The 11,914-nt window shown below is 52.8% G+C and carries 12 protein-coding genes; 9 read left to right on the top strand and 3 right to left on the bottom strand.

The features are described 5' to 3' along the window. Positions 1–84: 84 nt before the first annotated feature. Entirely contained in the window at positions 85–1,023 is a 939-nt protein-coding gene (locus HMPREF3066_RS01215; RefSeq protein ID WP_016686599.1) for a LysR family transcriptional regulator, read from the bottom strand. Positions 1,024–1,254: 231 nt separating this feature from the next. Between HMPREF3066_RS01215 and HMPREF3066_RS01220 the strand changes: the two genes are divergently transcribed. The 4 genes from HMPREF3066_RS01220 to HMPREF3066_RS01235 all read left to right on the top strand — a co-directional run bounded on the left by HMPREF3066_RS01220 (position 1,255) and on the right by HMPREF3066_RS01235 (position 4,876). After that, a complete protein-coding gene (locus HMPREF3066_RS01220; protein WP_070439918.1) occupies positions 1,255–2,004 on the top strand; it encodes a Nif3-like dinuclear metal center hexameric protein in 750 nt (249 codons plus the stop codon). 122 nt (positions 2,005–2,126) lie between these two features. Then, the gene (gene petA, locus HMPREF3066_RS01225) at positions 2,127–2,708 is read left to right on the top strand and encodes a ubiquinol-cytochrome c reductase iron-sulfur subunit (RefSeq protein WP_003761390.1); all 582 of its coding nucleotides are present in this window, start codon (positions 2,127–2,129) and stop codon (positions 2,706–2,708) included. 18 nt (positions 2,709–2,726) lie between these two features. After that, complete coding sequence (locus tag HMPREF3066_RS01230; RefSeq protein ID WP_070439920.1) at positions 2,727–4,076, top strand: cytochrome b; 1,350 nt, start codon at positions 2,727–2,729, stop codon at positions 4,074–4,076. A gap of 14 nt (positions 4,077–4,090) precedes the next feature. Continuing rightward, positions 4,091–4,876, top strand: coding sequence for a cytochrome c1 (locus tag HMPREF3066_RS01235; RefSeq protein WP_003765585.1), 786 nt, complete (start codon positions 4,091–4,093; stop codon positions 4,874–4,876). A 201-nt stretch (positions 4,877–5,077) separates the two neighbouring features. On the opposite strand, the gene HMPREF3066_RS01240 is transcribed toward HMPREF3066_RS01235, so the two are convergent. Both HMPREF3066_RS01240 and HMPREF3066_RS12660 read right to left on the bottom strand, forming a co-directional pair. Beyond that, entirely contained in the window at positions 5,078–5,845 is a 768-nt protein-coding gene (locus HMPREF3066_RS01240; RefSeq protein WP_070439922.1) for a HesA/MoeB/ThiF family protein, read from the bottom strand. Between the two features lie 218 nt (positions 5,846–6,063). Continuing rightward, positions 6,064–6,267: a hypothetical protein gene (locus tag HMPREF3066_RS12660; RefSeq protein WP_141743153.1), complete on the bottom strand. Its 204-nt coding sequence runs from the start codon at positions 6,265–6,267 to the stop codon at positions 6,064–6,066. An 11-nt stretch (positions 6,268–6,278) separates the two neighbouring features. On the opposite strand from HMPREF3066_RS12660, the gene HMPREF3066_RS01245 reads away from it, so the two are divergent. From HMPREF3066_RS01245 to HMPREF3066_RS01265, 5 genes are all read left to right on the top strand, one after another. Next, entirely contained in the window at positions 6,279–7,253 is a 975-nt protein-coding gene (locus HMPREF3066_RS01245) for an ABC transporter permease (RefSeq protein ID WP_070439934.1), read from the top strand. Continuing rightward, positions 7,243–8,241, top strand: coding sequence for an iron chelate uptake ABC transporter family permease subunit (locus HMPREF3066_RS01250; protein WP_083286373.1), 999 nt, complete (start codon positions 7,243–7,245; stop codon positions 8,239–8,241). The genes HMPREF3066_RS01245 and HMPREF3066_RS01250 overlap by 11 nt, the downstream gene beginning before the upstream one ends. Before the next feature lie 161 nt (positions 8,242–8,402). After that, the gene (locus tag HMPREF3066_RS01255) at positions 8,403–10,268 is read left to right on the top strand and encodes an acyltransferase family protein (protein WP_070439926.1); all 1,866 of its coding nucleotides are present in this window, start codon (positions 8,403–8,405) and stop codon (positions 10,266–10,268) included. Positions 10,269–10,326: 58 nt separating this feature from the next. Beyond that, positions 10,327–10,950 carry an FmdE family protein gene (locus HMPREF3066_RS01260; protein WP_070439927.1) on the top strand — a complete coding sequence of 208 codons (624 nt, stop codon included), beginning with the start codon at positions 10,327–10,329 and terminating at the stop codon, positions 10,948–10,950. Positions 10,951–11,021: 71 nt separating this feature from the next. Further along, a complete protein-coding gene (locus HMPREF3066_RS01265) occupies positions 11,022–11,780 on the top strand; it encodes an iron ABC transporter ATP-binding protein (RefSeq protein ID WP_070439928.1) in 759 nt (252 codons plus the stop codon). Positions 11,781–11,914 lie beyond the last annotated feature (134 nt).

Here is an 11,914-nt window from a genome sequence, read left to right on the forward strand (position 1 = left end):
TTGCACTTGAAATCCGAATCCAAGGACCTTTTGATATTGAAATCGAAGTGCGTGAATGCCTTGACACCCTGTTTCAAGAAAACATCAATCCTGTCCGGGCATTGTCAGTTCGCTTAAGCCGGGGAGGTCGGCGAAGCTGCGTTCGCGGACGATTTGGCAGAAGTTGTCGAGATAGCTTTTGTCGGCGTCTTCGGTGCGCGTGGCGGCGTAGAGTTCGCTTTGCAGACCGTTGGCGGTGATTTGGCGGTGGACGACGTAGCCTTTTTCGAGATAGGGCATCACGGTCCAGTAGGGCAGGGCGGCGATGCCGCGTTTGCTGGCGACGAGTTGGATGATAGCGATGGTCAGTTCGCTGCGGCGGCGCGGCGGGTTGATGCCTTTGGGTAACAAGATTTTTTTGGGCAGGTCGAGCATTTCGTCGGGAACGGGATAGGTGATGAGGGTCTCGCCGATGAAGTCTTCTGCTTCCCAAACGGTTTTGGCGGCAAGCGGGTGGTCTTGGGCGCAGATGCCGACCATTTCGTAGGCAAACAGGGGGCGGAAGCTGATGCCGTTTTGTTTTTCGGCTTCGGATACGATGGCGAGATCGGCGCGGTGTTGCAGCAGGAGTCCGACGGGGTCTGCCTGAAAGCCGGAAACGATGTCCAATTCGACTTGCGGCCACATGGGGCGGAATTCGCCCATTGCGGGCATGAGCCAGTCGAAACAGGTGTGGCATTCGACAGCCAGCCGTAATTCGCCTGCTTCGCCTTCGATGATGCGGGCGAGGTCGCGCTCGGCGGCGGAAACTTGCGGGAGGAGTTCGCGTGCGAGCCGCAACAGGCGTTCGCCGGCGGGTGTAAAACGCAAGGGCGTGGATTTGCGCTCAAACAGGGGGGTGTCGTAATAGTTTTCAAGCGCACGGATTTGGTGCGAAAGGGCGGATTGGGTCAGGAAGACGCGCTTGGCGGCAAGGGATACGCTGCCGGTTTCTTCGAGTGCCAGCAGGGTTTTGAGATGGCGCAGTTCGATGATGGAATCCATTGGTTTTTATGCTTTCAGACGACCTTTTGAAACGGGCAATATTAAAATATTTCATGCCGGGGTGTAAATGCGGGCGCGTGTTGAACGGCATGGGGATTGGGACGCGTCAGGGTTTGCGGTTAGAATGTGGGTCCGATTTTGTATGAATATGGTGAATTGACTTGGAGCGGGGATGGTGTTATTTCGCCTTGTCCTGTGAAATTCAATCCGCTATGTGTTGAAAGGAATAATATGGCGAAACGCAATGATATTTTGGCGTGGTGCGATGAGGTGTTGCAGGTCGGCATGTTCAAAGACTATGCGCCCAACGGTTTGCAGGTCGAGGGCAGGGCAGAAGTCGGCAAAATAGCGACATCGGTAACGGCAAGCAAGGCAGCGGTCGATTTTGCTGCGGAGCAGGGCGCGGATATGCTTTTGGTGCACCACGGAATGTTTTGGAAAAACGAGCCGGTAACGATTACGGGCTGGAAAAAAGTGCGCATCGAAACATTATTGCAACACCAAATCAATATGGCGGGCTACCACCTGCCGCTGGATGCGCACCCTGTGTTGGGCAACAACGCGCAGCTTGCCGATAAGTTGGGTTGGGAGGTCGAAAGGCAGTTCGGCGAACAGAACCTGTTGAATATAGGTCGTCTGAAAACGCCGCAGACTTTGGCTGAATGGTTGCAACACATTGCTGCTGCGTTGGGACGGCAGCCCGTAGCCGTCGGCGATATGTCGCGCGAAATCAAACGTATCGCATGGTGTACCGGCGGTGCGCAGGGATTTTTTCAGACGACCATAGACGAAGGCGTCGATGCTTATCTGACCGGAGAAATCTCGGAATCGCAGTTTCACCTTGCCAATGAAACAGGCGTTGCGTTTGTCAGCGCGGGACACCATGCGACGGAACGTTACGGCATCCGCGCCCTGGGCGAAGCCGTGGCACAACATTTTGAGTTGGAAGTCTGTCATTTCGACGAAGATAATCCCGCTTAAGCCTTGATAATCGTCATGAAAATTTACCTTAATTTAAATAATGCTTTGAGTATCACGGCAAACTAGGTAGAATTACATCGTTTAATGGCTCGGTATTCCCAAAATTTTAGGACGACTGAATAATGGATAATCAAGAAATCAATAGCGGTCGCCGCCGCTTTCTGACGCTGGCTACGTGCGGCGCGGGCGGTGTGGCGGCTTTGGGCGTAGCTACGCCTTTCGTGGCAAGCTTTTTCCCGTCGGAAAAAGCCAAGGCCGCAGGTGCTGCCGTCGAAATCGATGTCAGTAAAATCGAATCCGGACAAATGTTGACTGCCGAATGGCAAGGTAAACCGATTTGGGTGGTTAACCGTACCGATCAGCAGCTCAAAGACCTGAAAAGTTTGAACGGCGCGGTTGCCGACCCTAATTCCGATGCGGATCAACAGCCCGAATATGCTAAAAACGAGACCCGTTCGATTAAGCCGAACATCCTTGTAGCCATCGGTATCTGTACCCACTTGGGCTGCTCGCCGACCTACCGTCCCGACGTTGCCCCTGCGGATTTGGGTGCAGACTGGAAAGGCGGTTTCTTCTGCCCTTGCCACGGTTCGAAATTCGACATGGCAGGCCGCGTATATAAAGGTGTTCCTGCACCGACCAACCTGGTTGTTCCGCCCTACAAATATCTGAGCGATACGACAGTCTTGGTAGGCGAAGACTAAAAATAAGGAACGATAATTATGGCAAACCAAACCAATAGCAAAGCAAAAGCATTGTTAGACTGGACGGACGCTCGTTTCCCTCTGTCTAAAATGTGGAATGAGCATTTGGCTCAATACTACGCGCCGAAGAATTTCAACTTCTGGTATTACTTCGGCTCTTTGGCTCTGCTCGTCCTCGTGATTCAAATCGTCAGCGGTATCTTCCTGACCATGAACTACAAACCGGACGGCAACCTGAATGCCTATCACCTGCCTGCTGCCTTTACCGCAGTAGAGTACATCATGCGCGACGTGTCCGGCGGCTGGATTATCCGCTACATGCATTCTACCGGCGCATCTTTCTTCTTCATCGTCGTGTACCTGCACATGTTCCGCGGCCTGATTTACGGTTCGTACAAAAAACCGCGCGAATTGGTGTGGATTTTCGGTTCCCTGATTTTCTTGGCATTGATGGCCGAAGCCTTTATGGGCTACCTGTTGCCTTGGGGGCAAATGTCCTTCTGGGGCGCGCAGGTGATTATTAACCTGTTCTCCGCCATCCCTGTTATCGGTCCTGATTTATCCACTTGGATTCGCGGCGACTTCAACGTTTCCGACGTTACCCTGAACCGCTTCTTCGCACTGCACGTTATTGCCGTACCGCTGGTGTTGCTCGGTTTGGTCGTGGCACACATCATCGCCTTGCACGAAGTGGGTTCGAACAACCCTGACGGCGTGGAAATCAAAAAACTCAAAGATGAAAACGGCGTTCCGCTCGACGGCATTCCTTTCCATCCGTACTACACCGTCAAAGACATCTTGGGCGTTGTCGTATTCCTGATTGTTTTCTGCTCCGTATTGTTCTTCGCCCCTGAAGGCGGCGGCTACTTCCTCGAAGCCCCGAACTTTGACGCGGCAAACGCGCTGAAAACACCGCCGCACATTGCACCGGTATGGTACTTCACTCCGTTCTACGCAATTCTGCGTGCGATTCCTTCCTTTGCCGGTACTCAGGTATGGGGCGTAATCGGTATGGGTGCAGCAGTTGTCCTGATTGCCCTGTTGCCTTGGTTGGATAAAGGTGAAGTGAAATCCGTCCGCTATCGCGGCCCAATCTTCAAAACTGCGTTGGTTCTGTTCATCATTGCCTTTATCGGTTTGGGTATTTTGGGTGCGATGGTAGCAACCGATACCCGTACTTTGGTTGCGCGTATCCTGTCCGTCGTCTATTTTGCATTCTTCCTGGGTATGCCGTTCTATACCAAACTGGATACAAACAAACCGGTTCCGGAACGCGTAACCATGAGCACCACTAAACAAAAAATCATGTTCTTTGTTTATGTCGGTATTACCGCAGTGGGTGCTTACCTGTTTGCAACCAATATCTGATGAGGGCAGCGAAAATGAAACATACCCTGAAAAACTGGTTTGCTGCCTTGTTATTGGCAGTGCCTATGAGTGCCGCCGTCGCCAGCGGTGGCGGACACTATGAAAAAGTTGAGATTGACCTGCGCGACCAAGTCAGCTTGCAGCGCGGTGCTCAAATTTTCACCAACTACTGCTTATCCTGCCACTCGGCAAGCGGTATGCGCTTCAACCGTCTGAAAGACATCGGTTTGACTGATGAAGAAATCAAGAAAAACCTGATGTTTACGACAGACAACGTCGGTGATGTCATGTTGGCGGCGATGAATCCTAAAGATGCTGCCAAATGGTTTGGTGCGGCTCCTCCGGATCTGACACTGATTGCCCGTTCTAAAGGCGCGGATTATCTGTATGCCTATATGCGCGGCTTCTATAAAGACCCGACCCGTCCGAACGGTTGGAACAATGTCGTATTCGACAAAGTCGGCATGCCCCACCCCTTGTGGGAGCAACAAGGCGTTCAAGCGGTTGAGCTGGATGCCAAAGGTCAGCCGGTCATGGTGAAAGACGAACATGGCGAATTGAAACCCAAGCTCTATTGGGAATCTACCGGCGCACACAGCCGTCGTTTGCCAAACGGCAAAGTCGTCCAAACAGAGTACGATGCTTATGTACGCGATTTGGTGAACTATTTGGTTTACATGGGTGAACCGGCGCAACTCCAGCGCAAACGTACAGGCTATATCGTATTGATGTTCTTGCTTGCAGTAATGCTGCCTCTGGCATACTTCCTGAAAAAAGAATATTGGAAAGACGTTCACTAAACAGCCGTCTTAAAAAGGCAAACCCAAAAAGGGTTTGCCTTTTTTATGATTAAAAAATCAATAGGTTGGATTTCACGTATTTCAAATATATTCAGACGACCTTTATAGTGTGGCAGTGATGATTAGTCGGCAGAGAATGGCGGCTGATAATATTTTAATGCTCGTTTGAACCTGATCATAGAATCCAAGTTCTGCATACAATCATCGGCATGTTTCGTCTGATTTGGCTTTGGCACACACATTACAGTCGGGATTTTGAGTGAAGAGGAATTCTTGCCATTTGCCGGTAAGTGCGTTGTAAGTTTTCAGTTTGCCGTGTGCCGGTTCGCCTACGCCGGTGAGGAGTTTGAGGGCTTCTGCGGCTTGGGTGGCGCCGATGATGCCGACCAACGGAGAAAATACGCCGAACAGGGCGCAAGCGCCGTCATCGGCGGTATCTCCGTCAAACAGGCAGGCGTAGCAAGGGCTGTCAGGTAAATCGGGGCGGTACACGGCGATTTGTCCTTCAAAACGCACGGCAGCACCGGAAACCAGCGGGGTACGGGTGGCGACGGCGGCGCGGTTGATGGCTTGGCGGGTGGGGTAGTTGTCAGTGCAGTCGAGGACGATGTCGGCGGTATGCATGAGCTCGGTCAGGCGGGTTTCGTCCAGTTTTTCGGTCAGTGCGGTAATGTCGCACGCGCTGTTGACGGCTTTCAGACGACCTGCCATCACTTGCGCTTTGGCTTGTCCGATGTCGGCTTCGGTGAAGGTGGTTTGGCGTTGGAGGTTGGTATCGTCTATGGTGTCGTGGTCGGCGATGATGAGTTTGCCAACGCCTGATGCGGCAAGGTACGGCAGTGCTGCCGCGCCCAGCCCGCCGCAGCCGACGACGAGGACGCGGGCGGCAAGAATTTTTTCCTGTCCTTCGATACCGATTTCGTCGAGAAGGATGTGGCGGCTGTAACGGAGCAGTTGGTGGTCGTTCATGATGAGGTCGTCTGAAAGAGGTTGTATCGGGGAATTTTATAGCAAATGGGATTTGGAAAGATACAGTAGATTTGTGCGGAAACGGAGATTCCTATTAATGGGATTCTATGCCGGCAAACTTTGTTTTCATCAAGAATGGTTATTATTCGAATAAATATTGTCTCTTTTTGTAGTAAATGTTATCGTTAGCACGATTTTTGGTTTGTATCAGAATTTTATTAAGGTGTTGCCTGATTTATTTTCAGACGACCTTGATTGCCATAACAGCAATTTTGTCCTTTGCCATATCCTGAAGCGATGAGGTATTTAGGATGAGATTGTTTTAAAAGACGCCGAAATTCAAAGTGTCCTCTCATGCTGTAAGAGGGCGAAGATGCATTACATTGCCGAACATGGCTGTTGCCGTGTTTTAAATATTTCACATTTTTTCCTTATGTCCGTCAAACCTTTATCTTTAAATTTAATCAACTGCTTTGTGCTGGCGGTGCTGTTTGTCGTCAGTCTGTCGGTGGGCGTCGGCGATTTCCGCTGGGCGGATGTGTTTCGCTGGACTTTGTCTGACAGTACGGAACTGATGCTGGTCAGCCGCCTGCCGCGCACGTTTGCGATTGTGCTGACGGGGGCTTCGATGGCGGTGGCGGGGATGATTATGCAGATTTTGATGCGCAACCGTTTTGTCGAGCCGTCTATGGTGGGCGCGAGTCAGAGCGCGGCGTTGGGTGTGTTGGTGATGACGCTGATGTTTCCGGCTGCCGGGCTGACGGCGAAAATGTCGGTGGCAGCCGTGGCGGCGTTGGCGGGCATGCTGGTGTTTATGATGCTGATACGCCGTTTGCCGCCGACGGCGCAGTTGATGGTGCCGCTGGTGGGGATTATTTTCGGCGGCGTTATCGAGGCGGTGGCGACGTTTATCGCGTATGAGTTTGAGATGATGCAGATGTTGAGCGTGTGGCAGCAGGGCGATTTTTCGGGCGTGCTGTTGGGGCGTTACGAATTGTTGTGGCTGACGGGCGGCTTGGCGTTGGCGGCGTATTTGATTGCCGATCAGCTGACGATTTTGGGCTTGGGCGAGACGGTGAGCGTGAATTTGGGTCTGAACCGGACGGCGGTGTTGTGGGTAGGCTTGGTGATTGTCGCGCTGATTACGTCGCTGGTGTTGGTAACGGTCGGCAATATTCCGTTTATCGGGCTGGTCGTGCCGAACATCATCAGCCGCCTGATGGGTGACAAGCTGCGCCAAAGCCTGCCTGCGGTGGCTTTGCTCGGCGCGTCGTTGGTGCTTTTGTGCGATATTTTGGGACGCGTGATTGTGTTCCCGTTTGAGATTCCGGTCTCAACCGTGTTCGGTGTGTTGGGTACGGTGTTGTTTTTGTGGATTTTGTTGAGGAAGCCTGCCCATGTCGTCTGAAAACAAGCGTAGCGCGCTTCGCTCGAATAAGGTTGCGTTTATGCAGGGTTCTTCCCGTCCGCTGTGGGCGGCGTTTGTCTTGCTGCTGGCGTGTTGCACTTTGTTCCTGACTTTGAACATCCAAGGCGATTGGGATTTTGTGTTGCAGCTGCGGCTGAACAAGCTGGCGGCTTTGCTGCTGGTGGCGTATGCGGTCGGGGTTTCGACCCAGCTTTTCCAAACGTTGACGAACAACCCGATCCTTACGCCTTCGATTTTGGGCTTCGATTCGCTGTATGTGTTTTTGCAAACGCTTTTGCTGTTTGCCTTGGGTGGGGTGGGCTATACGTCGCTGCCGCTGACGGGCAAGTTCGGCTTTGAGTTGGTGATGATGATGGGCGGTTCGCTGCTTTTGTTTTACACGCTCATCCGGCAGGGCGGACGCGATTTGTCGCGCATGATTTTGATCGGCGTGATTTTCGGGATTTTGTTCCGCAGCCTCTCTTCGCTGTTGACGCGCATGATTGATCCGGAGGAATTTACGGCGGCGCAGGCGAATATGTTTGCGAACTTCAATACCGTCCACAGCGAGCTTTTGGGCGTGGGCGCGCTGATTCTGCTGGCGAGCGCGGTGGTGGTTTGGCGCGAGCGGCACCGTCTGGACGTCCATCTTTTGGGACGCGACCAAACGATTAATTTGGGCATAAACTACACGCGCAATACTTTGTGGCTGTTGCTTTGGATTGCCGCGCTCGTGGCGACGGCGACGGCGGTGGTCGGGCCGGTCAGCTTCTTCGGCCTGCTGGCTGCCGCGCTTGCCAACCATTTTGCCCCGAGCGTGCGCCATAGCGTGCGGCTGCCGATGACGGTGTGCGTCGGCGGCATCCTGCTGGTCGGCGGGCAAACCGTGTTCGAACACCTACTCGGCATGAAGGCGGTGTTGAGCGTAGTGGTTGAATTTGCGGGCGGGTTGGTGTTTTTATATTTGGTGCTGAAACGCAAGCGGTAGGTCGTCTGAAAACTTTTCCAGCCTGAATTCAGGCGGTAATTCATCATTTCCAGACTGTATTTTGATTTTGTACACCCTTTAAATTTAATAGGGGGCGTGAAACTAAATATTGAGTTTATACTCATAGTAAACATCACTGAGATTACTATCAGGTATGAGTTATGAGTAAAGTGTTGAAATATCGTCCTGATTTGGACGGGATACGGGCATTGGCCGTTTTATCCGTCATCGTATTTCATATCGATCCCCAATGGCTGCCGGGTGGTTTTTTGGGCGTGGATATGTTTTTCGTGTTGTCGGGATATTTGATTACGACCATTATCAGCCGCGAGATTCGCGACGGCAGTTTTTCGTTTCTCGAGTTTTACAAACGCCGCGCCAAACGCATCTTGCCTGTCTTTGCCTGTGTATTGCTTTGCACGACGGTCGTTGCCGCCATTTTCTTTTTGTCTTTCGATTTGCGCCAATACGTCAAATCCGCCGTCTATGCCTTGCTGTTTGCCGCCAACCTGTTCTTTGCCCGCCGCGGCGGCTATTTTGATGCGGATGCGACGGAAAAGCCGTTGCAGCACATTTGGTCGCTGTCGTTGGAAGAACAGTTTTACTTTATTTTCCCCGCGTTGCTGATTTTGTTTTTCCGTCTCAGCAAACGGCGCAATGTGCGGACGTTTATCCTTTTGCTGATTGTCATCAGCCTGTTTTCCGCGCTGTTGCCGACTTTGGGTATGGAGGCGTATTTCCTGCCGCATGTGCGCGCTTATGAGCTGTTGGTCGGTTCGCTTTTTGCCTTTATTCCGCCTGCCGAACAAAACGACAAAGCCAGTACGCCGCTGTTCGGATGGCTGATGATGGCGGTCATCGCCGCCACGCTGGTGCTGCCCTACGGCGTCCTGCCCGGCGCGGGAAACATCGAACGGCTGCTTTGCTGTCTGGCGGTCGGCGGTTTGATTTATTCGGGCAAATCATTGCAGATGCAGGAAGGTTTCAATACGTCCAAACTGTTGAGCCTCAAGCCGGTGGTGTTTGTCGGGTTGATTTCGTATTCGCTGTATTTGTGGCACTGGGTGGTGTTGGCGCTCATGCGCTACATTTATATGGACGCGCAGCTTCCGCTTGCTGCATCGGCATTGGCTGTCATCATCATGCTGCTGTTGTCGGTGTTGTCTTATTATTTTGTGGAAACACCGGCGCGGAAGGCAAAGAATTTTACGACGGCGAAATTCAAATGGAGTATGACGGCTTATTTCGCGCTGCTGATTCCTGCGGCAACCTACCTGATGACCGCCAAACCCGCCGCGTTTGAAAGCAGTTTGTACAAGGCTGATGAAAGCAAAATTTGCGTGGACACGTTGACCAAAACCGACTGCGCCGTCGGTGCGGCAAACCAAAAACCTGAAGTTTTGGTCATCGGCGACTCGCATGCCGCCCATTTGAGCCCGTTCCTCGACATCGTCGGCAAAAAAGAAGGCTGGTCGGCAGACGTTATCACGTCCAACAGCTGCGCCACCGCGTTCGGATTCGTCCTGCCCGACAGCGACCGCCGCGCCGACCGCTGCAATCCGTATAACAGTTTTATCGAACAAAAAACCAAAGACTATCCTGTCATCATCATTTCGCAACGTTGGTTCCTCCATACCGCCAAACCGGAATTTTTAGAAAGGTTCAACACAATGCTGGAGGATTTGGTGAAGGCGGGCAAGCAAGTGTACGTTTTGGCCGATACGCCTATGGACGGACAGCTGCCGTTGCGGCGTTATTACCTGAAACAAAAGCTCGGCATCGACATCCATTATGTTTCAGAGGATAAAAAGGCAGAAATCCGCGATTCCGCCAAGTCGGAAGACGAAATCGAAAAAATCGTGAAGCAGCACCGCAGCGTACAATGGGTGGACTTTATGCAGTACATCCCCGCGGACAAACTCATAGACGGGCTGCCGGTGTACTTCGATACCAACCACCTCAACCCGTTCGGTTCAAGTAAAATTGCCGAAATGTTTATCAACGATAAACGCACCCTGTTGAAATAAGCACAAAGGTCGTCTGAAAACAGATTCAGACGACCTCTTTAAAGTAAAAGGATACCGTATGACTCAAGAACACTTCCCCGAATTTTTCGAGCAAGCCCCGACGCTGACCGTCCAAGACGCGCTCGCCGAATTTCTCGGCGCGGCAGAGGACGGCATCATGCAGTATCGCTACGCCGATGCCGTCCGCCTGTGCGGACATTCCTGTCCCACCGTCGCAGGCGCGTACCTCATGACGCTTAAAGGCTTGAAAGCACTTTACGGCGGCGACCTGCCGCAACGCGGTGGAATCGAAGCCGCCATGCAGGGCGCGCGCGATGAAGGTACGGTCGGCGTTACCGCATCCGTTGTCCAACTCTTAACCGGCGCCGCTCCCGAAACCGGCTTCGGCGGTATCGGTCCGCAAGGACGCTTTGCCCGCCGCAACCTGTTGAGTTTCGGTGCCGACATCGAAGGCACGCTGACCCTGCGCCGCAAAGACAACGGCAAAACCGTCGCCGTCAGCCTCAATGCCGCCATGCAGCCCTTCGCCCCCGAAATGCGCGACATCATGCCCAAAGCCGTCAGCGGCACCGCCACCGCAGAAGAACTCAAACGCTTCGGCGAACTCTGGCAGGCGCGTGTCAAAGCCTTTTTGATTGATTTGGCAGACGATCCCCAATTCGTCATCGTTCGCGAAATCTGAAGCCCATCCCTTTCAGACGACCTCCCATATTCGGAGGTCGTCTGAAAACAAATCCACACATCAAACCTATCATGATTACCATCCGCAACGTCAGCTTCCACATCGGCGGCAATCCCATCCTCGACAACGTCAGTCTCGACATCCCCGAAGGCGGCATTACCGCGCTCATCGGTCCCAACGGCGCCGGCAAATCCACGCTCCTCTCCTTCATGGCGCGCCTCCGTCCGCTGGAGCAGGGCAGCATCAGCTACGCCGGCAAAGATGTTTCCACCACGCCTACCGCCGAGCTGGCAAAAACGCTCTCCATCCTGACCCAAGAAAACAGCGTCATGAGCCGCATTACCGTGCGCGATCTGCTCATGTTCGGGCGTTATCCCTACCATCAAGGCAGACCGACCCCCGAAGACCTCGCCATCGTCGAAAACGCACTTTCCGAGTTCAAACTGGACAGTTTCGCCAACCGCTACCTGACCGAACTCTCCGGCGGACAACGCCAACGCGCCATGATTGCCATGGTCTTCTGCCAAAGCACCGATTACGTCCTCTTGGACGAACCGCTCAACAACCTCGATATGTACCACGCCCGCGCCCTCATGCAGTTGCTCCAACGGCTGACCCGCGAACACAAGCGCACCACCGTCGTCGTCCTGCACGACATCAACCAAGCCGCCGCCTACGCTGACCACGTCATCGCCATGAAAAACGGACAAGTCGCCATGACCGGCACGCCGAACGACATCTTTACCGCTGAAAATATTAAAGATTTGTTTGATATGGATGTGGACGTATTGGACTATCAGGGCAAGAAGCTGGTTATCCATCACGTTTGAGATACGGATGTGGAAAAGGTCGTCTGAAAAGTTTTCAGACGACCTTCCATCATCAACCCCAACGTACCCCGTTTTCAGACGACATCAAGCTGCGGCTGAATGTATAGCGGATTAACTTTAAACCAGTACGGCGT

The sequence above is a fragment of the Neisseria sp. HMSC03D10 genome (assembly GCF_001807625.1).
Lineage (GTDB): Bacteria > Pseudomonadota > Gammaproteobacteria > Burkholderiales > Neisseriaceae > Neisseria > Neisseria mucosa.